At 71.5% G+C, this 26,549-nt stretch carries 27 protein-coding genes; 8 read left to right on the top strand and 19 right to left on the bottom strand.

Features of this window, described 5'->3' with window-relative positions:
* From AOK11_RS14105 to AOK11_RS14070, 8 genes are all read right to left on the bottom strand, one after another.
* Positions 1–582 (bottom strand): YveK family protein (locus AOK11_RS14105; protein ID WP_055594052.1); only part of this gene is annotated, 582 nt, incomplete at its 3' end.
* Positions 579–1,736 (bottom strand): glycosyltransferase, encoded by a 1,158-nt coding sequence (locus AOK11_RS14100; RefSeq protein ID WP_055594051.1) that lies wholly within the window; start codon positions 1,734–1,736, stop codon positions 579–581. The genes AOK11_RS14105 and AOK11_RS14100, both read right to left, overlap by 4 nt.
* A gap of 1 nt (position 1,737) precedes the next feature.
* Positions 1,738–2,511, bottom strand: coding sequence for a polysaccharide deacetylase family protein (locus AOK11_RS14095; protein ID WP_055594050.1), 774 nt, complete (start codon positions 2,509–2,511; stop codon positions 1,738–1,740).
* On the bottom strand, positions 2,495–4,255 hold the full coding sequence (gene murJ, locus AOK11_RS14090) for a murein biosynthesis integral membrane protein MurJ (RefSeq protein WP_055594049.1): 1,761 nt from the start codon (positions 4,253–4,255) through the stop codon (positions 2,495–2,497). The genes AOK11_RS14095 and murJ overlap by 17 nt, the downstream gene beginning before the upstream one ends.
* A complete protein-coding gene (locus AOK11_RS14085; protein WP_055594048.1) occupies positions 4,252–5,643 on the bottom strand; it encodes an O-antigen ligase family protein in 1,392 nt (463 codons plus the stop codon). Before AOK11_RS14085 ends, murJ begins: the two co-directional genes overlap by 4 nt.
* Positions 5,644–5,648: 5 nt before the next feature.
* Positions 5,649–7,076 carry an exopolysaccharide biosynthesis polyprenyl glycosylphosphotransferase gene (locus tag AOK11_RS14080; protein ID WP_055594047.1) on the bottom strand — a complete coding sequence of 476 codons (1,428 nt, stop codon included), beginning with the start codon at positions 7,074–7,076 and terminating at the stop codon, positions 5,649–5,651.
* Positions 7,073–8,419, bottom strand: coding sequence for a glycosyltransferase (locus AOK11_RS14075; protein ID WP_079034829.1), 1,347 nt, complete (start codon positions 8,417–8,419; stop codon positions 7,073–7,075). Before AOK11_RS14075 ends, AOK11_RS14080 begins: the two co-directional genes overlap by 4 nt.
* Positions 8,416–9,513: a hypothetical protein gene (locus AOK11_RS14070; RefSeq protein WP_055594046.1), complete on the bottom strand. Its 1,098-nt coding sequence runs from the start codon at positions 9,511–9,513 to the stop codon at positions 8,416–8,418. Before AOK11_RS14070 ends, AOK11_RS14075 begins: the two co-directional genes overlap by 4 nt.
* Positions 9,514–10,054: 541 nt before the next feature.
* Between AOK11_RS14070 and AOK11_RS14065 the strand changes: the two genes are divergently transcribed.
* From AOK11_RS14065 to AOK11_RS14055, 3 genes are all read left to right on the top strand, one after another.
* On the top strand, positions 10,055–10,330 hold the full coding sequence (locus AOK11_RS14065) for a hypothetical protein (RefSeq protein ID WP_234373339.1): 276 nt from the start codon (positions 10,055–10,057) through the stop codon (positions 10,328–10,330).
* Positions 10,331–10,466: 136 nt separating this feature from the next.
* Positions 10,467–10,976 carry a tyrosinase family oxidase copper chaperone gene (locus AOK11_RS14060; protein WP_055594044.1) on the top strand — a complete coding sequence of 170 codons (510 nt, stop codon included), beginning with the start codon at positions 10,467–10,469 and terminating at the stop codon, positions 10,974–10,976.
* On the top strand, positions 10,960–11,829 hold the full coding sequence (locus AOK11_RS14055; protein WP_055594043.1) for a tyrosinase family protein: 870 nt from the start codon (positions 10,960–10,962) through the stop codon (positions 11,827–11,829). Before AOK11_RS14060 ends, AOK11_RS14055 begins: the two co-directional genes overlap by 17 nt.
* A 77-nt stretch (positions 11,830–11,906) precedes the next feature.
* Here AOK11_RS14055 and AOK11_RS14050 read toward each other — a convergent pair whose 3' ends face one another.
* On the bottom strand, positions 11,907–12,260 hold the full coding sequence (locus AOK11_RS14050) for a chaplin (protein WP_338058926.1): 354 nt from the start codon (positions 12,258–12,260) through the stop codon (positions 11,907–11,909).
* Positions 12,261–12,517: 257 nt separating this feature from the next.
* On the opposite strand from AOK11_RS14050, the gene AOK11_RS14045 reads away from it, so the two are divergent.
* From AOK11_RS14045 to AOK11_RS14035, 3 genes are all read left to right on the top strand, one after another.
* Complete coding sequence (locus tag AOK11_RS14045; protein ID WP_055594042.1) at positions 12,518–12,787, top strand: hypothetical protein; 270 nt, start codon at positions 12,518–12,520, stop codon at positions 12,785–12,787.
* 241 nt (positions 12,788–13,028) lie between these two features.
* On the top strand, positions 13,029–13,295 hold the full coding sequence (locus AOK11_RS14040; protein ID WP_055594041.1) for a hypothetical protein: 267 nt from the start codon (positions 13,029–13,031) through the stop codon (positions 13,293–13,295).
* 143 nt (positions 13,296–13,438) lie between these two features.
* On the top strand, positions 13,439–13,717 hold the full coding sequence (locus tag AOK11_RS14035; protein WP_055594040.1) for a hypothetical protein: 279 nt from the start codon (positions 13,439–13,441) through the stop codon (positions 13,715–13,717).
* 126 nt (positions 13,718–13,843) lie between these two features.
* Here the strand turns inward: AOK11_RS14035 and AOK11_RS14030 are convergent, their stop codons facing one another.
* From AOK11_RS14030 to AOK11_RS14010, 4 genes are all read right to left on the bottom strand, one after another.
* Positions 13,844–14,818: an alpha/beta fold hydrolase gene (locus tag AOK11_RS14030; protein WP_055594039.1), complete on the bottom strand. Its 975-nt coding sequence runs from the start codon at positions 14,816–14,818 to the stop codon at positions 13,844–13,846.
* A 293-nt stretch (positions 14,819–15,111) separates the two neighbouring features.
* A complete protein-coding gene (locus tag AOK11_RS14025; protein WP_055594038.1) occupies positions 15,112–15,345 on the bottom strand; it encodes a chaplin in 234 nt (77 codons plus the stop codon).
* Between the two features lie 174 nt (positions 15,346–15,519).
* Positions 15,520–16,479: a D-2-hydroxyacid dehydrogenase family protein gene (locus AOK11_RS14020; RefSeq protein WP_055594037.1), complete on the bottom strand. Its 960-nt coding sequence runs from the start codon at positions 16,477–16,479 to the stop codon at positions 15,520–15,522.
* A 1,066-nt stretch (positions 16,480–17,545) separates the two neighbouring features.
* Entirely contained in the window at positions 17,546–18,403 is an 858-nt protein-coding gene (locus AOK11_RS14010) for an oxidoreductase (protein ID WP_055594053.1), read from the bottom strand.
* 74 nt (positions 18,404–18,477) lie between these two features.
* On the opposite strand from AOK11_RS14010, the gene AOK11_RS14005 reads away from it, so the two are divergent.
* A complete protein-coding gene (locus AOK11_RS14005) occupies positions 18,478–19,131 on the top strand; it encodes a helix-turn-helix domain-containing protein (RefSeq protein ID WP_055594035.1) in 654 nt (217 codons plus the stop codon).
* Between the two features lie 360 nt (positions 19,132–19,491).
* Here AOK11_RS14005 and AOK11_RS14000 read toward each other — a convergent pair whose 3' ends face one another.
* Positions 19,492–20,304 carry a helix-turn-helix domain-containing protein gene (locus tag AOK11_RS14000; RefSeq protein WP_055594034.1) on the bottom strand — a complete coding sequence of 271 codons (813 nt, stop codon included), beginning with the start codon at positions 20,302–20,304 and terminating at the stop codon, positions 19,492–19,494.
* Positions 20,301–20,657 carry a hypothetical protein gene (locus AOK11_RS13995; protein WP_055594033.1) on the bottom strand — a complete coding sequence of 119 codons (357 nt, stop codon included), beginning with the start codon at positions 20,655–20,657 and terminating at the stop codon, positions 20,301–20,303. Before AOK11_RS13995 ends, AOK11_RS14000 begins: the two co-directional genes overlap by 4 nt.
* Before the next feature lie 589 nt (positions 20,658–21,246).
* Here AOK11_RS13995 and AOK11_RS42815 point away from each other — a divergent pair.
* Positions 21,247–21,894, top strand: a complete 648-nt coding sequence (locus tag AOK11_RS42815; protein WP_055594032.1) for a cation:proton antiporter domain-containing protein — start codon at positions 21,247–21,249, stop codon at positions 21,892–21,894.
* A gap of 195 nt (positions 21,895–22,089) precedes the next feature.
* On the opposite strand, the gene AOK11_RS42810 is transcribed toward AOK11_RS42815, so the two are convergent.
* The 4 genes from AOK11_RS42810 to AOK11_RS13975 form a co-directional block, all read right to left on the bottom strand.
* On the bottom strand, positions 22,090–22,233 hold the full coding sequence (locus AOK11_RS42810) for a hypothetical protein (RefSeq protein WP_157869357.1): 144 nt from the start codon (positions 22,231–22,233) through the stop codon (positions 22,090–22,092).
* A gap of 63 nt (positions 22,234–22,296) precedes the next feature.
* Positions 22,297–23,670: a Cys-Gln thioester bond-forming surface protein gene (locus tag AOK11_RS13985; protein ID WP_240497335.1), complete on the bottom strand. Its 1,374-nt coding sequence runs from the start codon at positions 23,668–23,670 to the stop codon at positions 22,297–22,299.
* A gap of 333 nt (positions 23,671–24,003) precedes the next feature.
* Positions 24,004–24,573: a single-stranded DNA-binding protein gene (locus AOK11_RS13980; RefSeq protein ID WP_079034827.1), complete on the bottom strand. Its 570-nt coding sequence runs from the start codon at positions 24,571–24,573 to the stop codon at positions 24,004–24,006.
* Between the two features lie 204 nt (positions 24,574–24,777).
* Positions 24,778–26,547, bottom strand: a complete 1,770-nt coding sequence (locus AOK11_RS13975) for a YfjP family GTPase (RefSeq protein WP_055594030.1) — start codon at positions 26,545–26,547, stop codon at positions 24,778–24,780.
* Between the last annotated feature and the right edge of the window lie 2 nt (positions 26,548–26,549).

Here is a 26,549-nt window from a genome sequence, read left to right as displayed (position 1 = left end):
TGGGGGCGAGCGCGGGCGGGCCAGCAGCGCCAGACCGCCCAGCAGCCCGCCCGCGCTCGCCCCCACCAGAGCGGTCAGTACCGGCGAGGCGGACGTCGGCCTGCTCGGCTTCACCGCACGCGAGAACTGCACGAGCCGGACCTGGGTGCTGCTGCTGGCCTTCTCCGCGTGCTGCGTCAGCGCGCGGGAGACCGCGTTGGCCATGTCGACGGCGAGGTCGGGGCGCGAGGAGGTGGCCGAGACGGCGACCATCGGCGCGTCCGGCGAGGTCGCCGTGCGCACGCTGTCCTGCAGGGTCCGCACCGGCACGCCCGCCCACACCTGCGCGTCCCCGAGCACCGCGAGCTGCGTGGCCACCCGCCCGTACGCCTGCGCGAAACCGCGGGCGGATTCCGGGGTGGAATTCACGGTCGGTACGGCGACGACGTAGCTGGTGGCCGTGTACGTCGTGGAGGTGAGCAGGCCGTACGCGCCGCCGAACAGGCAGCCTGCGAGGGTGCCGGCCGCGATCACGGACCAGGCCGGCAACCCCCTGGCACGGGCCAGGAACAGACGGAGCCGGCGGGTCGGAGTGTCGGTCATGAGGAGCTTGCTCCCAGAGAAGAGGAGGGGGACGACGAAGAACGGGAGATGGCTGTCGCGTACACGTCCATGAGACGGTCGGTGCTGCGGGTGATGCCGTAGCGGTGCGCGGCCTCGGGAGCGGTCCGTGGCAGGGGGCCCGCCGCCCGGGCCCCGGCGATCGCCCGCGCGTACGCCTCGGGGCCGCCCCGCACGCGCCGGGCGCCGGCCGCGGCCGACGGCGGCAGGTCCTCGATCGCCGGACAGGAGGCGTAGACCACGGGCAGGCCCGACGCCAGCGCCTCCACGACCGCCAGGCCGAAGGCCTCCTCCAGGGACGGGGACGCCAGCACGTCCATCGCCGAGGTGAGCGACGGCAGGTCGGGGCCCGGCGAGCCGTCCGCGGCGTAGGGACACTCGCCGGTGAACAGGACCCGGTCGGCCACCTCGGCCTCACGGGCCGTACGGCGCAGGGCGTGCTCCTCGGGGCCGCCGCCCACCAGCAGCAGCCAGTAGTCGTCCGGGAGCCGGGCGAGCGCCCGGACCAGGACGTCGAACCGCTTCCCGGGGACGAGCCGGCCGACACCGCCCACGACGAAAGCGTCCTCCGGCAGACCGAGACGGCGGCGGGTGCGCGCACGCCGCTCCGCCTCGAAACGGAAGCGTTCCAGGTCGATGCCGTTCGGGACGACCTCGATACGGGGAGCGGGCACGCCCCAGCGCTTCAGACGGTCAGCCACCGCCGGGGACACGGCGACCGTCGCCGAACCGAGCCGCTCGCTGGAGACGTACAGCGCGCGCACCCCCGCCGTCAGCCGGCGGCCCTCCATCTGCGAGTCGCCCAGGGAGTGTTCGGTGGCGACGACCGCGCGGACCCCGGCGACGCGCGCGGCGAGCCGGCCGTAGACGCAGGCCCGGTACAGATGCGTGTGCACCAGGTCGTAGCCGCCCGAGCGGATCAGCCGGACCAGCCGCGGGAGCGCGGTCACGTCACGGTTGCCGCCCATGCCGAGATGCACGACGCGGACACCGTCGGCGGTGAGTCCCTCGGCGACGGCGCCGGGGTTGGTGAGCGTCACGACGTCGCAGTCGACGGGCAGGTGACGCAGCAGCAGACGCAACTGCTGCTCGGCCCCGCCGACGCCGAGGCCGGTGATGATGTGCAGAGCCCTCATCTCACCGGCCCTCCACCGGGCGCCGGCGCAGCCGGTGCAGCCGGTGCTTGAGACGCAGGCGCCACGCCGTGTCGTTCTGGCCGATGTGCACGCGCGGCAGGGCGTGCGGGCCGGTCAGCGGGCCGGGGTCGATGGCACAGGCGTAGGCGTAGCCCGCCTCCCGCACGGCCCGTACGGCGCGGGCGTCGACCGTGCCGTAGGGGTAGCAGAAGCCGTCGATCCGGGTGCCGGTCAACTCCGCGAGCCGCTCGCGGCTTTCGGCCACCTCGGCCTTGAGGGCGAGGTCGTCCGCCCGGGTGAGATCGACGTGGGTCAGCCCGTGCGAGCCGATCTCCACGCCCTCGGCCGCCGCGTACCGGATACCGGCCGCGGTCAGCAGCGGCTTGCGCGGGCCGAGCGGGTCCCAGGCGTTGTCGCCGCCGAGCCGCCCGGGCAGGACGAAGAGCGTGGCCCCGCAGTCCCAGCGGCGCAGCAGAGGCAGGGCGTCGGTGACGAAGTCGGCATACCCGTCGTCGAAGGTCAGCCCGACCAGGTGCCGACCGTCGCCCCGGGCACGGGCGGCGAGCAGGTCGGCCACGGACACGCCCCGCAGCCCACGCCGGCGCAGCCAGGCCAGCTGCTCCTCGAGCCGCTCGGGCGTGGCCGTGATGCGGTACGGATCGTCCGAGCAGTCGCCCACCGAGTGGTACATCGCCACCCACGGGACAGGACCCGGCGGCGCGGCGGGGAGTCTGCCGGTGTCGAAGGAATCCAGGGAATCAACGGAAGTGGCCATGGGTGAGCCTTCGTGTGACGGTGCGTACGGAGCGCACTGCGGATGCGGAGCCCTGGACGCCCAGGGCCAGGGAGAGCGCGACGAAGACGCCGGTCACGCTCAGACAGCCGGCCGCGAGACCCGCCACCGGGGACGCGAACCGGCTCGCGGCGAACGCCCCGGCGGCGGTGGCGACGACCGCGGCGAGCACGGGTCTGCTCAGCTCGGCCAGTACCGGCCGGACCCGGAGGGAGAGGCTGTGCGGGCTGCCGCGCCGGGACGCTCGCAGACCGGTCAGCATCAGGACGGCCGTGACGGTGATGCCGAACGCGTTGGCGGCGGCGATCCCCGCCACCCCCCAGGGGCGCACGGCAACGGCGCCGATCACCGACGTGGCGGCGATGCCCGCGCCCATCACCGCGAGCGGATACCAGCTGGGCCGGCCCGCCGAGAAGTACGAGCGGACCAGCGTCCCCACCAGCATCTGCCCCAGCAGCCCGAGGGCGTACACGCGCATGACGTCCGAGGTCGCCTCGGTGTCGCTCACGGTGAACGCGCCGCGCTGGAAGAGCAGTTCGATCATCTGCGGGGCGCAGGCGATCACCGCGCCCATGCCCGTCATCACCACACAGGAGGACAGCACCAGATCCCGCTCCACGCGGTCGCGTGCGCGTTCGGTGTCCCCGTCCGCCAGCGCCCGCGCCACCACGGGGAAGGTGACGGTGCACACCATCAGCGACAGTGTCATCGGGATCTGGGCGACCTTCTGCGCGTAGTTCAGGTGCGAGATGGCCCCGGAGGGAAGGGAGGAGGCGAGGAAGCGTTCGACGAGGACCTGCGACTGGCGGCACAGCGCGAAGAGGAGCACGGCGGCGATCAGGGCGAGCCGGACCGGCCGCTCCTGCGCGTCGCCCGCCGCCCCCTCGACGGCCGGTGTGCGGGACGCCAGCTGCCGCCACAGCGACGGCAGTTGCACCAGCACCATCAGACAGCCGCCCACCGCGACCCCGACCGCCGCGGCGCGCACGCCCCACGTACGGCCGAGCAGGAACATCGCGGCGATGATGCCGGTGTTGTACGCGACGTAGATCGCCCCGGGCGCGACGAAGCGGCGGTGTGCCCGCAGGGCGGCGCTGCAGTAGCCGGCGATCCCGAAGGCCAGCAGGCTGATCGCCGTGAGCCGGGTGCAGTCGACGGCCAGCCCGGGTTCGGGCAGGCCCGGTGCGAGGATCTGGACCAGGAAAGGCGCCACGGCGGCGACCAGGGCGGCCGTCGCGGCGAAGGCGAGGCACAACCGGGGCAGCGTGGCGGCGACCAGGGCACGGACCGGGTCGCCCGGCTCGCCCCGGGCACGCCGGGCCAGCGCCATGCTGAACGCCGGGATCAGCGCGATCGCCAGCCCGTCCTCGATCAGCAGCGTGGCGGCGATCTCCGGCACGGTCCACGCGACCAGGAAGGCGTCCGTGTCGCTGCCGGCGCCGAACAGCCGCGCCAGCGACTGGTCGCGCACCAGGCCGAGCAGGGAGCCGGCGATGGACAGCGACGCCGTGACGAGCGCGGCACGGGCGAGGAACTTCCGGGAAGCCGAGCCCGAGCCCGGGGCCGAGCCCGAGGCCGAGCCCGGGACTGGGACCGAGCCCGGGGCCGGGGCCGGGCCGGTGTCGTGCCCGGCGGGTGTGACGGCACGCGCCGCGGGCACGGCCGCCGACCCGTCGGTGTCCCCGTCGGTGTCGGGGGCGGGACTCTGCGAAGGCACCACCGTCATCGCGCCGCGGCCCCCTCGACCCGCTCCGCCACCGTGCACCGGGGCACGGCGTCCTCCCGCTCGCCGCCGGCCAGCGCCCACCACGCCGCGAGCCCCAGGCTCAGGGCGATCAACATCGTCGTGGGGCCGCCGATGTCGCCGTACACGAAGTCGGTCAGCAGCCAGAGCAGCAGCCCGCAGGCGACGAGCCCGCAGTCGAGCCCCGGTCCCCGGCCTGCTTCCGGTCCGCCGCCGCGTGCCGGTCCGCGGAAGCGGACGCGCAGCAGCCTCCGCGCCCCGCCCACCAGCAGCGCCAGCCAGCCGCCGACGAGGGTGAGCAGTCCGATCAGGCCCTGCTCGCTCAGCACCAGCAAATACATGTTGTGCGGCGAGAGCAGCGCCTGCTTCCGGTACTCCGTCCCCGCGCCCGCGATCTCGCTGCCCGAGGACAGGGCCAGGGTGGCGTGCCCGTCGCGGTACTCGGGGAAGCCCTTCAGGCCCACGCCCGTCAGCGGCTGCTCGCGCCACATGCCGGCGGCGGACGCCCACAGGGTGTACCGGTCCACGACGGACTGGTCGGGAGCGTCGCCGACCTGCGCGATGCTGTCGATCCGCTCCTGCAACTGGGCCGTGCCGATGCCGAACCCGCCGGTCAGGATCACGCCCGCGGCTGCCACGGCCAGGGCCACCTTCAGCGCGCGCCGCGGCCCGGCCAGGACCAACTGCACGGCGCACGTCAGGGCGGTCGCGATCCAGGCACCCCGGCTGAAGGAGAGGGCGAGCGGCAGCAGCAGGGCCACGGCGCATCCGGCGGCCGTCACCCGCTGCCACACGGCTGCCCGGCCCAGCGCGATCCCGACCGCGCACACCAGGCCGAGGGAGACCGCCGTCGCCATGCCCATCACGTCGTGGGCGCCGAAGGTGCCGACCGCCCGGACGCCCTCGCCCTGGTAGGAGGCGCCGGTCCCGGTGACGTACTGGTGCACGCCGACGGCCCCCTGCCACAGTGCGAGTCCCACGAACGACCAGGCCAGCACCCGGAAGTCGGTGCGGTCCCGGACCAGGATCAGTACGGCCGCCGGGACGAGCACGAAGACCTGCAGATAGCGGCCCAGACCGGTGAACCCGGCCTCCGGCGAGGACGCCCCCATCGCGGCGAGCGCGAGCCCCACGACCGGCAGGCCCAGCACCACGGCCGCGGTGGGCGACAGCGGACGCCGCCGCTCGCGCAGCAGGCGGATCACGCAGTACACCACCACCAGCCCGGAGACCACGTCCGCGGGCCCCGCTCCGTCGTACGTCAGCGGCAGGGCCAGCAGGGCGGGCAACGCCACCAGGGGCAGCACCGGCACCAGCCCGGCGGCCCGGCGCGGGAGCAGGAACGGGAGTGGTGCGGGAGCGAGGCTCACGTCGGTCAGCTCCCCGTCGGACGGACCAGCGTGACCGCGGTGCGCAGCAGGATGCAGATGTCCTGCCACAGCGACCAGTCGTCGATGTAGGCGTTGTCGAACCGGCAGCGGTCCTCGATCGAGGTGTCGCCGCGCAGGCCGCGGACCTGGGCGAGGCCGGTGATGCCGGTCCGCATCCGGTGGCGGGCCGCGTAACCCGGATAGGTCCGGCTGAACTGGGAGACGAAGTAAGGGCGTTCGGGGCGCGGTCCGACCAGGCTCATGTCGCCGCGGAGCACGTTCCACAGCTGGAGCAGTTCGTCGAGCGAGGTGCGCCGCAGCATGCGGCAGAACCGGCGCATCTCGTTCTCGTTGGCCACGCTCCACCGGGTCGCCGACTCCTGCTCGTCGACCGGCCGGTGCGTACGGAACTTCAGCAGCGTGAACGGCTCTCCGCCCCTGCCGATGCGCTCCTGCCGGAACACCACGCCCGGCCCGTCGCTGATCCGCAGCGTCAGCGCGCACACCAGCAGCAGCGGACCGGCCAGCAGCAGCAGCGTCCCCGACACGAGGATGTCGAGCACGCGCTTGCCCGCACTGTCGCGGCGCGCCGGTGAAAGGTCCAGGCGACGGCACGGGAAACCGGCCAGCCGTTCCTTCGCCGGGTACGGCGGGGAATCGGCGTCGACCTCCCGGACCACGCAGCCCGCATCGGCCAGTGCGCGCAGCAGCGGGCCCTGTCCGGCGCGTACCGAGGGGTGGACGGCCAGCACGGCCCGCACCCCGTTCTGGATGACCGCCCGTTCGACCTCCTCACCGGTGCGCAGCACCGGCAGGCCCTCGATGCCGTCCGGCTGCTCGGCGACGATCCCCACCGGCCGCACACCGCACCCCGGGTGACGCAGCAGGGCGGCGGCCACGCGCTGCGCGGTCGCCGCCGGACCGACGACGAGCGCCGCGTGCGGATGGCGCCGCAGCGCGGCGCGCCGTCGTCCGTGCATGGTCGCGCGCAGCGCACCGCCGGCCGCCGACTGCAGGACGAGGCCCGTCAGCACGGCGCCGGCGGACAGCGCGTGCTCCGGCCGGTACGCCGCCCAGAGCGCCGCGGACGCCAGCCAGGCCACCGCGACACGGCCGCACACCGCGGGCAGTTCGTCCAGCAGCCCCGGCCCGGGCGGCTGACCTGCCCGGGGGCGCAGCAGCAGCGATGCGGCGATCAACAGGACGGCGAGCAGGGAGTGTCGCTGGGTGCCGGACAGCGCCAGCGTGCCCAGCAGGGCCGCGGCAGCGTCCGCGAGGAGCAGCGGTACGGGCGAAGCAGGCCGCGCCGAAGGACGCGGGCCGGGCAGCCGCAGGCCGCCGGCGGTGTCGCGCGGCGGCATGACGGAGACGGGCGAGGAGCCGTGGTCCCGCGGCGGTACGCCGGGGGAGGGCACGGTGTGTTCGGCGGTCACGAGCGGATGGTCTCCCTGTACTTGGTGGGCTCGACGCGCTGCGCGGTCCGGTGCGCCGCTTCGGTACAGCAGTCCGCGTCGAGCGGCTGCCCCTGCTCGGTGTCGCGGGCCTCGCCGCGCTCGACGGCGCGGGACGGACGTGCCCTCCCTCTGGAGGGCCAGGTGCCGAGCAGGTCGCGGTAGACGTCGGCGACCTGCTCGGCGGTGTGCCGTACGTCGTGGACGGACAGCACGTGCCGACGGCCCAGGTCGCCGAGCGACTCACGCAGCGGCGGGTCGAGCAGCAGCCCGGCCAGGGCCCCGGCCAGAGCCCCCGGGTTCTCCGGCGGTACCAGACAACGGGGGGCGATGGACGGCGGCAGGCTCTCGCGAGCGCCGTCGACGTCCGTGACCACCACGGGACGCCCGCAGGCCATCGCCTCCAGTGGGGCCAGGGCCATGCCCTCCCAGCGGGACGGCAGGACGACGAGATCGGCGGCCTGGTACCAGGGCGAGGCGTCGGTGACGGCTCCCGCGAACAGCACGGACTTCGGGGCCTGCGCGCGCAGCCGGTCGTCGTCCGGCCCGTCGCCGACCAGGACGAGGTGCGCGGTGGGCACCCGCTGCACGACGGCGTCCCACGCACGCAACAGGACGTCCTGCCCCTTCTGACGGCAGAGCCGCCCCACACAGACCACGAGCGGCGTCGCGGGGTGGAGGGCGGCGAGCGGGGCGAGCCCGGCCCGCACGGTGTCGGTGCCGGCCGGGCAGAAGCGCTCGGGATCGATGCCGTTGGGGATGACGGTCCACCGTCCGGTGATCCCGGCGTGCACACCGGTCGCCCGTTCCGCCTCGCTCACGCACACCACCCGTGTGGCCCAGCGCGCCCCCCATCGTTCCCACCCGAGCGCGAGCGCTGCGGTGACCCCGCCCACCGCCTCGAACGACCAGGCGTGCGGCTGGAAGACGGTCGGAATCCGCCCGCGTACCGCGAGCCGCCCGGCGAGCCCGGCCTTCGCGCTGTGCGCGTGCACCAGGTCGGGGCGCACCTCGTCGATCACCCGCGCGAGGTGCCGTACCTCCCGCACGAGCGACGGGCCGGGCGACCGCGTGGACCGCCAGTTCCGCACCTGCGCGCCGAGCGCCCGCAGGTGGAGGGCGAGTGTGCTGTCGGGGCAGACCGCGGTGACGTCCAGGCCCTCCGCCACCTGCGTACGGACCAGGTCCGTCACCACGCGGGCGACCCCGCCGTCCACCGGCTGGGTGAGGTGCAGTACCCGCGGCCGGCGGTCGGAGGGGGGCGGGCCCGTGCGTCCGGATTCCTCACCCGCGACGGTGCTCGGGACGGGTGGCGGCGTGTTCATCGCCGGGCGTCGAGGGCGGTGAAGAGCACCCCGGCCCAGGCCGCGTCCTGCTGGGATGAGAGCCGGAAGCTCACCCGGTCGCCGGCGTGCAGCAGACCACGGCCGAGGGTGAACACGTCGGAGTCGTAGCCGAGCGTGTTGGCATACGCCGGAACCCGCGACGGAACAGCCCCGGCGGGCCCGCTGATGGTGGAGTTCAGGACGTCACCGGCGGGGTTGGCGGAGTCGGCGAGCATCGTGGTGGAAGCGGGTGTGCCGGTGGTCACGGTGAGCGAGTCGCCCGTGGTGCCGCGGTCGCCGTTGTACGCCACCAGCCCCACCTGGCCCTCCGCGTCCGCCGCGAGGGCCGGACCGCTGAGCCGGACCTCGGGCCCCGTGCGGGACTTCAGTGGTGCGAAGCCGTCCCAGAGCGAGAGGTGCCGCAGCGGCTCCGCCGGGTTCTCGTACGCCACCACCAGGGTCCAGCCGCCCCACGCGCCGGCCGCCGACCGGCCGGCGGCCACGTTGACCTGCGCCACGGTGTACAGACCCGGCCCGCTGTCCCGCACTAGCCCGGTCACGTCCGCCGAGGCCTGGAAGGCGTCCGCGCCGTCCGCCACGTCGTGTCCCACGACGGTGTCCGCGAGGAGCTCCTTGTAGTCCCCGCCGGGTTCGGCGATCAGGACCCGCCCGTTGTCCTCCGCGGGCTTCTGTTCGCCCACGCGCAGGTTGCCGCCCCAGTACAGGCGCGCGTACGTCACCTGCGAGCCGGGGGGCAGGCGGACCTCCGAACGGGAGGAGTTGTAGGTGTTCGGGTCGCGGTCGACGTCGACGTAGAACATGTCGAAGTCGCCGTTCACCGCCTGCGCGCCCGCCTGCACGTCCGCGCACGAGGAGGCCTGGGCCGTACGGCAGGTGGCGGAGGAGTTGGCCGCGCGCACGATGCCGCCGTGCTGGAGCGCGTGATACCGCTGGTCGAACGCGAGACTGCTCGCTTCCGGCGCGGGCGGCGCGGCCGGAGCGGCGGCGGGGGAGCCGCAGGGTGCCCACATCGCGACAAGAGCGAGGACACCCACCGTGGCAGGGCGAAGCAACTGACCCAGGGATTGGCGCATGACCGTCGGAGCCTTTCGGAACGGGTGGCGGTGACCGGATGGGTAAAGACGACGTCCGCGGCCGGCGGTGCCGCCGATGTCGGAGCCTCGCCTGAGGACGGCGACGACGAGCAGGACCGCCGGGATGGAGCAGGCAGCGCGACGAGTGCGATGCGTCCGCTTCTGGGGGTGCGTCGGCACAACTCTAGCCACCAGCCGGACAAATTTGCCGAAACTCAATCAACGCCGACAAGTGTGTTGGAATCGTGAATTCGGCCCTCCGTGGGTGACACCCGGGCGGTCCCGCCCCGCCACCTCATCGGGCGGATCAGGGCCGTGCGGGTGAAAAGGGGACGTCGAAGGCTTGCCACGCCGCTCGTGCGGACCGGAAACCTCGACGCCCGCGGTCACCGTTCCGCCGGCGCCGGTGGCGTCACCACCCGTTTGATCTCATATGACGACTCGCCAATCCGTGGTTCCCCGGTTTCCGCACCGGCCGAGGATCGTTGAGCACGGCGACACAAAGCCCCCTCCGGCGACCCGCGTTGCCGAAGAAAGGAACATGATGAAGTCCCTGAAGGCTGCCGCCGTCATTGCCGGGTCCCTGATCGCCGCCGGCATGGCCGCGCCCGCGTACGCGCAGGAGATCGACCTGGCGTCCACCGGCCTCGACACCGGCCTGAACACGCGCGCTGCGGTCCCCTTCGAACTCATGTCGCCGCAGGACGAGTCGAGCGCCACCGAGTCCCGGACGTCGATGTTCGGCACCGCGGAGGAGGCGGCGGACGTGGTGAACCAGGCCAAGCCGGTGCACGGCGATCTGGGGCTGCACGCCTGAGACGCGCCGTACGAAGTCGGCCCCCGGTCCGGACCGGGGGCCGACTTCGTGTGTTCACCCCTTCGCCATGCGGAGGTGACCATGCGGCAGGTTCGACGGTTGGAACAGCGACAACCGTTCGGACAAGGAGTGGATCATGGTCGTTCCCATTGGCTCAGCACCCGTGGGTGCCGAGGACGCGGTGCCGCGCCCGGCGCCGCCCGGACCGGCGGGCAGAACACGGCGGGACGTGGCACGAGGCCTGCGGGCCGGTGCCCTCGCCGGCGTCCTGGCCCCGGTGCTCGCCGCCTTCCGGTCTCCGCGCCCCGGGCCCGCGGAAACGGACCCCTCGGGCGACACCGCCTCCGCCTTCGAGCGGACCTACCGCGGCCGCCGCATCCGAGGGGTGTGGGTGCCGGGGCGCACCACGGCCGAGGACGGCCGGTGGCACGTCACGGTGGACGGCCGCCCCCTGCATCTGATGCGCCGCGCCGACGGCGGCTGGCTGAGCACGGTGGACCACTACTTCTCCCACCCGACGCCGCTAGAGGCCGTCTACGCGGCCGTCGACACGCTCGGCCCCGGCGAGCGGCTGAGTGATGCGGCGTCGGAGCCGGGAGGTGCGGGACACGCGCACGGGGAGGGCCGGCATGGCGTACGTGCGTAAGGACGCAGGCACGCTCACGGCGGTCGAGAGGCTACGGTTCGTCAAGGCGCTGCTGGAGGTCAAACGGCGGGGCGAGTACGACGAGTTCGTGCGGATGCACCTCGCGTACTACTCCTCCGACGGCGAGCGCGGACTGCGCACCGCGCACATGGCGCCCTCCTTCCTGCCCTGGCACCGCCGGTTCCTGCTCGACCTGGAGGACGCCCTGCGCCGGGTGGACTCGGCGGTGACCATTCCGTACTGGGACTGGACCCGTGACCGCACGACCACCTCCGCACTGTGGACGGCGGACTTCCTCGGCGGCGACGGGCGCCGGTCCGACCAGCAGGTGATGACGGGGCCGTTCGCGTACGGGCAGGGCAACTGGACCATCGAAGTGGGCATGACCGACGGGGGGTTCCTCACCCGGGACCTCGGCCGCCGCCGCGATCCGATCGAGCTGCCCACCACGAGCGACCTGGAGCAGGCGCTGGAGGACCCCGTCTACGACGCGGGACCCTGGGACTCGACGGTCACGCGGGGTTTCCGCAACAAGCTGGAGGGCTGGAGCACCGGCTGGGGCAGCCCGTCCTGGCGCAACCACAACAGGGTGCACCGCTGGGTCGGCGGGGCCATGCTCGGTGCCGCCTCCGTCAACGACCCCGTCTTCTGGCTGCACCACGCCTTCGTCGATCTGCAGTGGTACCGCTGGCAGCGCCGGCACGGCGGCGGGGCCCGCTACCTCCCCGCGGAACCGCCGGGCCGGGGCGACGAGCAGTACCGCCGGATCGTGGCACGGCACGAGAAGCTGCCGCCGTGGGACGTGACACCGGACGAACTGGAGGACATCGGCCGGATCTACCGGTACGCGTGAAGGGACGCGGTCTCGGGCTTCATGGGGAGAGCCCCGGCGCTCGGGGCGGCGGGGCTCTTGGGTCACCACGACGAACGTCAGTTGCCGTAGCCCTGGTGGTGCTTGTTGTGGCTGTCGTTCACGCAGCGGTTGCCCATGGCGGGGTTGAGGAAGCCGAGCACGTTGACGGTGTTGCCGCACGCGTTGATCGGCGCGTGAAGCGGGACCTGGACCACGTGGCCGGACGTGACCCCCGGCGCGTGGGACGCCGCAGCGTGGGCGCCGGCGTCCGCTGCGGCCCTACCGGCCCCGCTGAGCACCACGGCCCCGTGCCGAGAGCCGCAGCGCCGATCTTCGCGATGCGAGGCATCACGTTCTCCGGATTCGCCCGGACTCGCCCGGTGAGCGCGGCCGCATGACGCGCGGCCGCACGCCTCGCTCAAGGCGAGCATCTCGCGCCGGTCACGGTGTTCCTTCCGGGACCACCCCTGGGGAAGCCGCCGCACCGGACGGGCGGCCTCCGCTCCCGGCCGCCTGACGCACGTTCGGCCACCTGATGCACGCGTGTCGGGCCGGTGACCTGCATCTTCACGAGAAAATTACGTGCATGGGCGTTTTGGCTATCCAAAGTCCGAAACGTCGTTTACGTTAACCACCGTAAGTGACCGACCCGACACGGGTTGTGTCCACTCGGGAAATCGGAGAAGTAATGCGCAAGTACCAGAAGGCCGCCGTCGTCATGGCCATGCTCGGCAGTGTCGGCTTCCTCGGCGCTGGCGTCAGCCACGCCGGTGACGACCCCTCGTTCGAGCTGAACAACAAGCAGGCCACGACCTGCGCCCAGGACAACTCCGTCCAGGGTCTCGTCAACATCGACGACGTCAACGCCGGTGTCGGCGCCCTGCTGGGCCTCGGCAACGCGGAGAACAAGGAGACCAACGCGGTGTCCTGCGCCTCCAGCCTCGCCTTCGGCGGCTGATCACCGTCAGGTGATCCAGGTGGGTCCCGGGGCTCGAACCCAGGTGTTCGAGCCCCGGGGCCGCCCGGCATGTCGGCCGGTCCGGGTGTCCGGACCGGCTCCGCTGCTCAGGGTGGCGGCATCCCGTTTCCCTAGGCGCGACGCGGCGTTTCATCTAACAACTGCCGTAAATGTCGCCTAAATTAGCGACTGTAAGTGGCTGGTCCGACACGGACCGTGCCAGTACGAGAATGGAGCAGTAATGCGCAAGTACCAGAAGGCCGCTGTCGTCATGGCCATGCTCGGTAGTGTCGGCTTCCTCGGCGCCGGCGTCAGCCACGCCGGTGACGGGCCGGAGGCCGAGCTCAACAACTCGCAGACCACGACCTGCGCCCAGGACAACTCGAAGCAGGGCCTCGTCAACATCGACGACATCAACCTCGCGGTCGGCATCCTGGGCCTCGGCAACGCGGAGAACGAGGAGACCAACGCGATCTCCTGCGCCTCCAGCTTCGCCATCGGCGGCTGATCACCCTCAGGTGAGCCAGGTGGGGCCCGGGGCTCGAACCACGCGTTCGAGCCCCGGGCCCGCCCGGCACATCGGCCGGCCCGGAGGTCCGGGCCGGCTCCGCCGCCCAGTCGCGGCGAGTTGACCGTCAAGGAAAAAGGTAGATGGTGAAGTCGAACAAGATCGCAGCGGCGGCGGGGGTCCTCGGTGGGCTCGCGCTGATCGGCGCCGGTGCCGTCCAGGCCTTCGGTGCCGAAGACCCGGACAACTGCGTCAAGGGCGAGGACGGCACCGTTCGCTGCGTGCAGGTAAGTGAGCAGGAGATCACGACCGACCAGTACGGAAAGATCCACTTCGTCAACGAGTCGAAGCAGACCTGCTCCGGCGGGAATGCCGAGGTCTCCTGCACCAACAGCGTTGTCCTGCCGGGTAAAAAGTCCTGACGTCTTTGTCGGCCGAGAGCCGTTGTGCACGGCTTCCCGCACGGCGGCATCCCCGCGTCGGACCACCCGTACAGCGGAGAGTGGCCGGGACCCGGTACCGGGTCCCGGCCACTCGTCGTATGTCCGTCACCGGTATGCCGTCGCGCAGGCGAGGCCGGCGCCCGGTGACTCCACGGGGGCGCAGTACGGCAGGTCGTCGATGGGGCGGTCAGTGCAGAAGCGGCCGATCAGGTCCGATGCCTCCTGTCTGCGCTCGACGGTGACCAGATGGTCCGCTTCCTTGACCGTGGTGAACCGCGCCGCCGGAATCGTCGCGGCGAGCTCCCGGCCCATCTGCGGGGTGCACAGGGTGTCGTACTCGCCCGTGAACACCAGGGCGGGCACGGCGGGGACCGGCAGGGGCTCGTAACAGCCGTGCGTCACCAGCCTCGTGTTGTGTTCGACCGCCTTCCTCAGCTCGTCGGGCGTCTGGGTCATGAACTGGTGATGCAAAAGGCGTGCGACGGCCGCGTGCCTGCGGACCTGACCGGCACCCGGGTTCGACATGAACAGCCCCACCAGACCGTCGGCCGCCGCCTCGATCTCCCCCCGTTCCAGCGCCTGCGCCAGACGCGGTACCGCCTCGGTGTAGATCTCGGGAAGACGCATCGCGGCGCCGCAGAAGACGATGCGACGGACGGACTCGGGGTACAGCTGCGCGAAGCGGAGGCCGACGACTTCACCGAAGCAACCGCCGAAGAGATTCACCCGCGGCATCCCCGTCTCCACCAGCATGTGCTGGACCGCGGCGGCGAGAAAGTCGATCCCGTAGCGGGCGGGCAGGAAGTCCGCACTGCCGTATCCGGGGAGATCCACGGTGATCACCGTGCACAGCGGTGCCAGCCACTTCTCGTGCCCCTGCCAGGAGTACCGGTTCTGGGACGAGCCGCCGAGCAGCAGCAGCGGCGCTGTGTGTGGAGCGCTCTGACGGACGATCCGGCACCTGTACGCGAAACCCTCGAACATCAGGCTCCGTTCCTCCACCTGCTCCGGCGGTGGAGGAGTGGACCCGCGGCGCTGTGTGGTCAGGGCAACCTGGGCGGTGGTGAGGGCAGGACGCATGGACGGCTCCGGAACAGGGAAATGAGGGCGAACCAGTCCATGATGACCAACAGCCACGTCTCTTGTTTGTAATCACTCATTTGTGGGCGATCCCGGTATTGAGGCATATGCAGCCCGATGTGCGGGAACCGTCGGCGGTTCCACCGCTGTGCCTGAGGGCCCGGGTCCCGGAAGCGGCGCCAGGAGCGCCGAGAGCCCCGGCGCTCGAGGTGCCGGGGCTCTGGGTGTGCTGCCGATGACACGTACGGGCGATCAGTTCCCGTAAGTGCTCTTGTGGTTCTTGCCGTCCTTGTTCACACGCACTCGTTGCCGAACGCCGGGTTCAGCGCACCGACGACGTCGACGGTGTTCCCGCACACGTTGACCGGCACGTGCACCGGGGCCTGCACGAAGTTGCCCGACAGGAATCCCGGGGAGTGGGCGGCGGTGCCCTGGGCACCCGCGTCCGCCAGAGCCGTACCGGCCCCGCTCAGGGCCACGGCACCCGTGCCGAGTGCGACGCAGGCAACCTTCGCGATGCGCGACATCACGTTCTCCTTCTTATTCGATGAGCACGGACGCAGGGGGCGCGGCCGTGCTCCCCGTTCAACGCGAAGACGCGCGACGGGTCACGGTGATCAGCCACGGATCACCCTGGGCGGAGGGGTTTTCTTCCGGCCGGCCTTCCGGCCCGGTCCTCTGTCCCGGGTTTCCGGCCGCTTTCAGGGCAGGCGCCGGACCGGTGCGCCGTCGAGGAAGGCACGGATGTTCTCGACCGCCTGGCCGTAGTACGTGGCGTAGTTGGCACGGGAGACGTAGCCGAGGTGCGGGGTGGCGAGCAGACGGGGGGCGGTGCGCATCGGGTGGCCGGCGGGCAGCGGTTCGATGTCGAAGACATCGACGCCGGCACCGGCGATCCGGCCGTCGTGCAGGGCGGTGAGCAGGGCGTCCTGGTCGACGATCGCCGCGCGGGAGGTGTTGACCAGGTAGGCCGTGGGCTTGAGCAGGGCGAGTTCGGCGGCACCGAGCAGGCCGCGGCTGCGCTCGCCGAGCGCGAGGTGCACGGAGACGAAGTCGCTCTCGCGCAACAGGTCCTCCATGGACGGCGCGAGTTCCACGCCCACCTCGTCGGCACGCTCCTGGGTGAGGTGGTGGCTCCAGGCCCCGACCCGCATGCCGAAGGCGAGACCGACCTGGGCCACCCGGCTCCCGATCTTCCCCAGGCCGAGCAGCCCGAGGCGCCGTCCGTGCAGGTCGGCACCCACGGTGCGCTGCCAGGGGCCGCCGGTGCGCAGGCCGTTGCTCTCCTCGACGATGCCGCGCGCCAGGCCGAGGAGCAGGGCCCAGGTCAACTCGACCGGCGGGGTGGAGGAACTGGCCGTACCGCACACGGTGACGCCGTGTGCCTCGGCGGCGGCGTAGTCGATGACCGAGTTGCGCATGCCGGAGGCGACGATCAGCCTCAGCCGGGGCAGCCGGGCGATCAACGACCCGGGGAAGGCCACCCGCTCCCGCAGCGTCACCACGATGTCGGCGTCGGCGAGCGCGTCGGCCAGGGCGTCCTCGTCGGTGAAGTGACCGTCGAACGAGACCACTTCGACGTCCTCCGTGACCGGCCCCCAGTCGGCGGCCTCGGCGGCCGCCCCCTGGAAGTCGTCCAGCACCGCACACCGCAGCCGCATGCCGTTCCCCCCTGCTTGTCCGTGGTCCGGGGTGATCAAGCTACCCCTCCTGCGGTCGGCGCCCGGCCCGGGGTGCCTGTCCGCGGAGAAGGTGAAGCATGCGTCTGCGGAGCCTCGTGCTCGACACGTCGCCCCCGCGGGAGAGCCGGCTGTTCCGGGCGATCTTCGTCGCACGGGCGGCTCTCTCCCGGCTTCCCGGGGAAGGGAGGCCGGGGGGAAAAGCCTCGTTGGGTCTAGTCGGCGGTCACGCGGTCGTCCGCGGCCGTCGGGCTGATACTGCGCTCACCGCGGAGCCGCAGACCAGGACTGCTGACAGCGCGATCAAGTTGGTCAGAACGTCTTGGATCTGCGCGACGGGGACGTAGACGACCACGATGACGACGAGGACGGTAGCCCAGCCTCGCGGTCGGGGGATGGAAGGTGAGTTTGCCGAGGTCACACTCATAGCAGTACCTCCTGGGTGCCCGCTCACCGATCGCTGCTCCTGCCAGGAAGCCTGCGCAGCGATCGGTGGGCTTTTGCGTGGGACCACTGTGATGTGGGTTTCCCCTCGGCATGCAGAAAAGTAACGATGCGTAAGAGTGATCTAACTCGTAGTCATGAAATGCGAGGGGTGCGCGACGTCATGACGTCCGCGAGGTGAACGGTGAGGCGCGCCCGACGGCCCGGTCGCTGGTCTGTCACGAGCTCCGCCGGAGTCGCTCCGCGGCCTGAGCAGAGGTGTCGTAGGAGCTGGGCCGGGCCACGAGGAGTGAGCCGAAGCAGTAGCCATGATCTTCGTCGGCTGCGAACGGGTGCCAGAAGCTCGGCAGCAAGGCGGAAGTTGGACCAGAGCCCGTTCTCATGCACAGAGCCAGTGGGGGGTGGTGGGCTTGGCGGAGGGGCGTTTCCCGGGTCCATGGGCGGCTGGTCGCTGAGGGGCGCCGGGCTCCGGTTCTCGTCTCGTTCAACGGCGGTGCACGCGGTGGAACGAGACGAGAGCGGAGGCGGTCGGTGACGGCATCGCGGTTCAGGAGGAGCGCGGCGGCATTCTGCGGAGCCGAGGCGGTGCGGAGCGGTCCTCACGTCAGGTGAGGTCGGACAGATCCTCCGGGGTGAGGGCTGTCGACCTGGCGGCAGTGTTCTCCTCCAGGTGGGCGAGGGAGCCGGTGCCGGGGATGGCCAGAGTGACCGGGGAAGAGGCAAGCAGCCAGGCCAGGGCGATCCGAGGGATCGTGGCGCCGTGCCGGTCCGCGACCTTGGCCATGCGGTCACCCGTGAGGTCGCTCAGGCCGCCGCCCAGCGGGAAGAACGGCACGTAGGCGATGCCGGCCTCCTCGCAGAGGGCCAGGACCTCCGTGTCATCGCGCTTGGCGGCGTGGAAGTGGTTCTGGACGGCCGCGACGGGCGCGATCGCGCGGGCCTCGGCGAGATGGCCGGCGTCGACGTTGCTCAGGCCGAGATGGCGGATCAGGCCCTCCTCGCGCAGCGTGGCCAGCGCCTCGAAGCGTTCGGCCACGGATTCCCCGTGCGGCAGCGACTCGATGCCCCCGATGCGCAGATAGACCAGATCGAGGCGATCCACACCGAGGGTTTCGAGGTTCTCCTCGACCATCGGCCGCAGGGCAGCGGGATCGGAGGTTGCGGCCAAGCCGCCGTCGGGAGTACGGGCCGGGCCGACCTTGGTGGCGATGACCAGGTCGGCCGGGTAAGGGTGAAGGGCTTCCCGGATCAGGGCGTTGGCACGGACGGTGCCGTCGCCGCTGGTGTAGAAGGCGGCGGTGTCGATGTGGTTGATGCCCAGCTCCACGGCACGGCGCAGGACGGCGCGACCGGTTCGGGGATCGCGCGCCGGTCCGTGGAAGCTGTTCGTGGGCAGGCGCATGGCCCCGAAGCCGATCCGGTTGATCAGCAGGTCGCCACCAAGGCGGAAGTCGTTGCTCATGAACACAGCCTGGACCAAGGGGCGTTCGGGCTGCGAACCCGTGGCAGCTTGCTGCCGTCGGGCAGAATGGGGGAGTGGCCGACGTCGTGACGATCCGCGGTGACCTGGAACTCCTCGCCCGTACCGAGCAGGTCTTCTCCTCTGTCCACGAGGAGTTCGTCTGCGCCGCCCGCGACCTCGACACCTGGTCCCGTCCCGGAGCCCGGCAGGCCGTCGGCGACGGGCTCCTAAACAGGGACACCCAACAGATCCGCAAGCTGTTCAGCCCGGCTTCGCTCGCCGACCAGCACAGCCGCGAGCACCTCAGCATGCTCGTCGACAAGGGCGCCCGCGTGCGGATCGCCGCCACCGCCCTCCCCCACGAGACGATCATCATCGACCGCCGGTTCGCGATCCTCGCCGGCTTGAACACCCCCGGCGGCCGCGCATACACCCTGACCACCGCACCCACCCTGGTCGGCAGCGTGTACGCACTGTTCGAAGCCGCCTGGGAGAGCGCCACCGACCTCCAAGCGTTCCTGAGCGGCAAGCACCCCCAGCTCGATGCCCAGAGCCGAACAGTCCTGCACGCCCTGGCATCGGGCGCCACCGACGAGACAGCCGCGCGGGAGCTCGGCATGTCCTTGCGAACCTACCGTCGCCGCGTCGCCCACCTGCTCGACGCCCTCGACGCGGGCTCACGGTTCCAGGCCGGAGTGCGCGCGGGCGAGAGGGGATTGAGCGGCTGAGGGGTCGGCCAAGTACCCATCGGGCAGAGCGCCCTCAGCCGGGGAAGCTGCGATCCTTTGCAGCCGGTACTGGGAAGACCGGCCGGACGAACGCGCCTTCATCGAACAGGACATGCGACTGGCTGCGGCCGACCTTTGTGGATCGGTGCTGACCTGCGGTGCCGCGACCTGCGTGGGAGTGCCGGATCCTCCGTGGTTCCCCGCTCGGCTCCCGCTGATCGGGCACACCAGGGGCTGCGGCGCGGCCATCACTCCAAGCAGTTCCGGGACCACGTCTGTACCTCAGCCGACGACAGCCAGCCACGACGGTGCGCGCGCCGACCGGTGACGACGACGCGGGGCCCTCATGCGCTACAGACCCTAGTGACTCTCGCAATCAGGTGAGTCGTCGAGCGGCTTCAGGAATGTGGATTCCACGTAGGCTTCGCTCCCCTTATAGGAAATGACCATCCAGCTGGGTTGCCCCCCTGCCTGAAGGCAGTACTCAATCGTCACCCTGGTGCCCGCCCGAAGATGTCCGGCCACAGCACCAGGAGAGTGATCGTACGGCGGCAACCAATAGACGACCGCTACCTTGTTAGGCTTCACCACGGCCTTGTACGAGGGTGAGTCAGGATCGGTCAGGTTCGAGTCGTCGGCGCCGAGATCGCCACACTCTGCTCCGTGCTCACAAACGTTGTTGCGGTCCCGAGGTGCGAGGGCCTCTTCCCTGATATCCCGCGTTAGCAGCAGCCCTACCGTTGCGCCGAGGACCAGGAAAGCCGCGATGAGGGCTTTCCCTGTCACCGACCGCAACAGTACGATATTCGATACCTTGTGCTGACCGCTCATCGGCATGTACCGGACCCTCTTGCCGGCGCTCGCGATGCCGGCGAGTTTTTCCTCCAGCTTCTCGACCGGCTCGGTCGGCCGGTCCACGCTCTTCGCAGCCTTCCTGTAGAGGCTGACCCAATCCCCCTGAAGCGGATCTTCGCCCATGCGGTAGATCAACTCCAAATAGGAGGGCAGGGGCGGCCAGCGCATGCCACTGAAGTAGTGATGCACCGAGGACCTGGACACCTTGGTGAGCTTCGCCAGCTGTCCGTAGGTCTTTCCGCTGTTCTCCTTTGCCGTCAAAAGCGCGTCGAACATTTCGACGGCCGGATCGGGCAGCGGCGTCTCCGTCAGTGTCACGAGCGTGCGTCCCCCTCAGGCTCCGTGGAGTCGGCATCCTGCATCGGGCCAAAGCCTTCGGGGTCCCCACCTCCCTCGTGGGCGCCCTGGGGTGGAGCCGCACTCGCGCGCGCATTCCCTCGGGGGCCGATGGCCGACCGCATGCCGCCCCCCTCGGTCTCACCGCCCTTCGCTGTTCTGGTGGACGACTCCTGATGCGGCGTCAAGGCGAAGAGGCCGCGTACCAGTCCCACCAGCGCACCGATCAGCTTCAGCGCGGTCCACGGGTCGACATCCATGCCGATCAGAAGGATGAGGGGGCCGCCCAGCACACCGAAGAAGATCAGCAGTTGGCCGAAAGTTCGCCATTCCATGGCGTCAGCTCCTGCAACTCAAAGCCCGGATGATGACGTGGTCTGTGTGCGTTCGCCCGCTTTCCACCGACCACTGACATCCTGGAGCCAAGGTGAACGATGCCGCCAGTGTCGGAGGTTGTTTGTAAACACTCTGCCGAAACCCTTGAGGTCACCGGCTATGGGTGCCCCAATAGGGGGATACCCGCATCGCGGGACGTGCCTGACCAACTCCTTGCCCGGATGTGGCAGCACGCTTGGCCCCCTGTTTCGCCGCAGGGGGCCTTTACGCGTGCACTGTTCGGTGGCATGCCTACTGCCCCGGCCACGAGGTACCCCTTCTCAGGTACCAGGTGACCGAGTGATTCCCCGCTGTTCTCCGCCCGATCCGGTGCACTTGCGGTGCGGTGCTCGGGCAAGGGAGCGCCCAGCGGCGCGGATGATGCCCTCTGTCGCAGCGCGTACGACCGCACATTTTCGCGAGTCGGGCTGTGGGTATTCACCAGTACGGGCAACGCATTCGCATCCGCATTCGCATCCGCTGCGAGGGGCGACTTCGCGGCAGGCTCGTCCGGCGTTCCGGTTTCCGGGGTCTGCAGCCCGGGGCTGGGTGACCGATGAATGGCAACAGGTCGCCGTCCTGGCGGTGGCCTTCTGCGCGTACAGCGCGGCGACGGCCGTGGACGGAAGCGGCTTCGTCGCCGCCTGGACGGGCGGCTTCGCATTCGGCGTGGCACTGCGCAAGGGCGAACCGACGGGAGAGGCGCAGGCCAAGGAGCGGCCCGCGGACCTGGCCGAGTACGAGGGCGGGCTGCTGGGAACTCTGAGCTTCCCGGCCTTCGGCGCGGTCTTGCTCGGCCCGGCGCTGGAGCACCTGAACTGGCGGGTCATCACGTACGCCGTGCTCAGCCTGACTGTGGTCGGAATGCTTCCGGTGGCCCTCGCGCCGGCCGGCACCGGTGTCCGGCTGCCCACCGTCGCCTACGTCGGTCGGTTCGGCCCCCGGGGCCTGGCCTCCGTGGTCTTTGGGCTCCTCATGGTGGAGGACCACGTGCCCGGGGTCGGACTGATGGGCCAGGTCGTCGCGGTCACCATCGGCCTCAGTGTTCTGCTGCACGGCATGTCGGCCCCGTTCTTCGCCGACCTCTACGGGAACTGGTACGACGCCGCGAAGGCCGTCACCCTCGACCTGCGCGAGGTCCAGGGCCTTCCGGAGGACGTCGGTACACCACACGGCGGCTCGCGACGTTTGCGCTGAGCCGGGCGGGCCGAGGGCGCGGCCTCGGCCGCCTGGCAGGGCAAAGGCCGCTGCGCTGTGCCCACAGCCCGCACGACACCGCGAACCGAGGACACCGATGCGCGTGCGGTTGTCCCCGGACGCGATTGCTGCTTTTGACGAGGCCGGTGGAGTCTTGACGGCTGAGTCAAGAGGCTCCGCCGGCCGTCGGCGCTGTCAGAGATCGGTGTCGGCGGCCTCTTCGAGCACGTCCATGGCGCGGTTGTGGAAGCGGCGTTCGGCGTCGCGGCATGGGGTGTTGAAGGAGGCTCGTCGAGCTTCGGCGAGACCGCGGTTCAGCAGGCCCATGGTCACGAACACGGCTTCCACTCCGTGACGCCCGTGGTCCTTTGCCGCGTCGATCGAGTGCGTCGATCGAGGGCGTCAGTTGCCGCGCCTCGCCTCGCGCTGCCGGGTGATGACCAGAGCCGTTCCGCCGAGGACGACCAGGGTGATGGCGGTGCCGACGATCCAGGGGGCGATGCTGGGGGCGCCGGTGTCGGCGAGGTTGACGTCGGTGGTGGACCCGCCCACCACGGGGGCGGGGGTGGGGCCGCTCAGGGTGTGGACGTCGACGCCGGTTTCGGCGGCCTTGGTCCTGCAGTCGAGCATGCCGGTGAACCGCTTCTCGAAGCCGTCCGCGCCCTGGACGGTGAAGTCGTACGTCCGGTCCTCGGCCACCGGAACCGTCACCGTGCGGGTCTCGCCCGGCTCCACGGTGTACTCGCGCTCCGCCACTTCGAAGGTGAAGGGCTCGTCGTCCTGATTGGTAGTGATGACGTCGACGCCGCCTTCGGCGCAGTTCTTCCGGGCGGTCATCGCCGGGATCGCGCCCTGCTCCGCCCACGTCGCGCTCGCCGTCGCGGAGACCGTCGAGGTGCTGGAGCCGGCCAGGATCTGCGTCTGGCTGCGGCTCTCGGCGGCGAACGCCCGGCCGACCGGCACCGTGGTCGAGGCCTGCGCGGTCACCTGGACCGTGCCCTCGGGCGCGTCCTCGGGTATCTCGAAGAACACCTCGGTGCCGTCCACCGCGCTGATGGCCGGCAGACCGTCCGCGTCCAGGATCCGCACCCCGCTCGTGGCGGTGTCCGCCTGCGGCGACATCGTCACACTGCGCGCGTCCGTCCGTACCGTCACCGGGCCGAGCAGTTCGCCGGGGCGTCCGGAGACGGCCGGCGGGTCCAGGGCGAGCGACGCCTGCGGCTCCGCCTGGTTGCGCGCGCTCTTCTCCAGGTAGTCGGCGAGCTGCTCCGCCTGGGGGTCGACGGCGTCCACGTCCACGTTGTCGGAGTAGCGCCAGATCGCCACCTGCGTGCCGGCCGCCGCGTCCTGCTCGGTCAGCTCGCCCCGGACGCCCGCCCGGTCGGCGAGCGCCGCGAGGTTGTTCACCTGGGGGTAGGAGTTCCGCAGGATCCAGTGGATCCGGCCGGCGTCCTTGTTGGCGCCCAGCGAGGTCCCGCTCCAGTCGGTCTCGTGGTACTCGGCGTCCGTCTGCGTGGGGGTGTGGATGTCGACGCAGTAGGTCTGCAGCATGCCACCGCCCTCGACGGACATCTCGAACAGTCCCGCCGACACCTGCTGGTCTCCGGCGGCGTCGCGGATCACGGCCTCGCCGTACGTCTTCAGGCCCTCCACGGTCGCGGCCGCTCCGCCCTCACCGCGCGTCGTCCCGTCGTCGGCCACCGCCGTCCCGGCGCCGGTCAGTACACCGGCGGCGATGAATCCGGACACCAACGTTCCGGCGGCGAGACGTCTCACCGGCCCGAGCCCGCGTGCGGACGACGCAGAGAATCCAGAGGACGCAGCAAACACCGATTTCCCTTCCGAGCGGGACCCGTTGACGTGGGGGACGGGTCCCACCAGCAGAATCACCGGCCCCGAGAACCCCGGGAGCCATGCCCGGAATCCTAAGTACGCCGCGAACCGCGCCCGACGGTGATCAGGTCGGAGGCCTGATCCGACGTGGAATCGTTATCGCCGGAGTGGGTAAGAGCAGGGCTTGTCGATAAATCATCTCGGGATCGTTCGCCATGGATTCGCCGATAAGCCGCACTTCGGTCGGCTCCGCCGCCGAGGGCCGGACCGGCGACATCACGTCACCATGGCTGGTTCCGGTGATTGTTGTGCGGTGGCGGCGGGCTCGGCTGCGGTGGTTGCGGTGACCGCTTCGGCCACATCCGCCACTTCGGCGGCTTCAACCGCTTCAGAGGGTTCGACCGCTTCAGGCTCCTTGGCTCCCTCACCCGGCCTGGTTTCCCACGCGGGTTCCGGCCGGTCCGGGGAGGCCTGTGGGGAGTCCGGGCGGCCCGCACGGCGGAAGGCCGACGTGCCCCGGGCCAGGTCGTGGCCGATCGCCACCGCGTCGAGGTCCGCCGAGGTACGGCCCTGCTGCCCCTCGCGTGTCTCCGTGCGCACCTTCAACCGCCCCTGCACGATCACGGGTTCGCCCACCGACAGCGAGGCCGTGGCGTTGGTGGCGAGCTGGCGATTGGCCCACACCGTGAAGAAGTTGGTGTGTCCGTCCGCCCACATGGCCTTGTCCCGGTTCCAGTACCGCGACGTGACCGCCAGCCGGAACCTCGCCACCGGTCCGGACGCCGTCTCCCGGAACACCGGCTGCGTCGCCACGTTGCCCACCGCACAGATCATCGTCTCGTTCATCGTGCCTGCCTCCCCCGCCCGGACACCGGCGCCGGCGACCGGGCGGATACGCGTACGGGCCCGTCCCGTACGGCTGCGAGTCAGACTGCCGCCGTCGGACCGGGCCCGCTGACGCCTGTGGACCACCGCCGGTCTGTGGACAACTCCGCCACCCGTACGAGCGGCCGCGCAAAGAAGCTGCGCGGCAGGGGCCGCTCGTACGCCTCAACCCATCCCTACGCCCACCCCCGCCACCCGTCCGTACTCCTCCCGTACCTCCCGGTACCGCAGCAGTTCCGAGGCCACCGGGTCCAGGACCCGGGCGCGGCCGCACCCCGCGGCCGCCTCCCGCAGCCGTCTCGCCGCCTCCAGCCCGTGCCGCCGGGCCGGTCCGCGGGCCGCCATCCGGCAGCTCCACTCGACGATCGGGCCGCCGACGATGCCGATTACCATCAGCAGCACCGGCACCCCCAGGTTCGGTGACATGAACCCGATGATCTGGCCCATCAGCCACAGCCCGCCGATGAACTGGATGATCGTCATGGATGCCTGGGCGAGTACGGCCGCCGGCCACCAGCCGGGCCGCGGCGGCCGCCCCGGCGGCAGTGCGGCGCGCGCGGCGAGGTCGTCCAGCGCCTCCGACAGTCCGTGGGAGCCCCGTACGGCCGCCTCGCGCACCGCCTGCGCCCACGGCTCGGGCAGCCCGTCCGAGGCCTGGTCGGACACCGTGCGCACCGCCTGCTCCACCCGCTGCCTGGCCGTGATCTCCTCGTCGGGCTGCGTCCGCTGCGGAAGTCTCCCGGTGAGCGGCCCGCCCCGGTCCTCGTACCAGCGCCACAGCCGCAGCCACGGGGTGCCGCACGCGCGGTTGGCGTTGCGCAGCCACGCGCGTTCGGCGGCCTCGCCCGCCGCGGTGGCGCCCACCGCGTCCGCGAGCCGGTCCGTGAACTCCTCCCGCGCCTCCTCGCTGAGCCCGGCCCACCGGCGGTTGGCGTAGACGGGCCACAGCCGGGCCGCGGTGATGTCCACGTCCGCCGCGACACGGCGGCCGGCCGCTCCCCGCTCGACCACGAACTGGCCGAGCGCTTCACGCAGTTCGCCGACCCCGTCGCCGGTGAGCGCGGACAGCGCGAGGACCGTCGTACCGGGTTCTCCGTACTCGCCCAGGGCGATGCCGTCCTCGTCGAGCAGGCGGCGCAGATCGTCCAGGACCTGTTCGGCGGCCTCCCCGGGCAGCCGGTCGATCTGGTTGAGGACGACGAACATGACCTCCGCGTGGGCCGCCATGGGCCGCAGATAGCGCTCGTGCAGCATCGCGTCGGCGTACTTCTCCGGGTCGACGACCCAGATGACGGCGTCGACCAGGCCCAGCACCCGGTCGACCTGTTCGCGGTGCTGCACGGCCGCCGAGTCGTGGTCCGGCAGGTCGACGAGGACGAGTCCGCGCAGCTGCTCGTCCGCGTCCGCCGTCGCCTGCAACGGGCGCCGGCGCAACCGGGGCGGGATGCCGAGCCGTTCGATGAGACCCGCGGCGCCGTCGCTCCAACTGCACGCGATGGGCGCGGCGGTGGTCGGCCGTCGTACGCCGGTCTCCGAAATGGTCGCTCCGGCGAGGACGTTGAACAGCTGCGACTTGCCGCTGCCGGTCGCACCCGCGATGGCGACGACGGTGTGCTGCCCGGAGAGCCTGCGCCGCGCGGCGGCCTCGTCGAGGACCCGGCTCGCCCCGGCCAGCGTCCGGCTGTCGAGCCGGGCCCTGGACAGTCCCACCAGTTCGCGCAGCGCCTCCAGCCGGGACGTCAGGGGCGCGTCGTACGCCAGGGAGGTCACGGAGGCCACCGTCTGTGGCGTGGACGCGCGGGCCTCCAGCGCGGCGTACGACTCGGCTCCGAACCCGAAATCGAACCCGGCCCCTGTCCCGGGCCCCGTCCGTGTCCCGACCCCTGCCCCGGCCCGTCTCCCGGTTCCTTTCCCCGTCCCCGCGGTGTCGCCCACCC

The sequence above is a fragment of the Streptomyces hirsutus genome (genome assembly GCF_001418415.1).
In the GTDB taxonomy this organism is placed as follows: Bacteria; Actinomycetota; Actinomycetes; order Streptomycetales; family Streptomycetaceae; genus Streptomyces; species Streptomyces hirsutus.
Note: the sequence above shows the minus strand (reverse complement) of the source record. Positions and strands in the feature narration are given on the sequence as shown.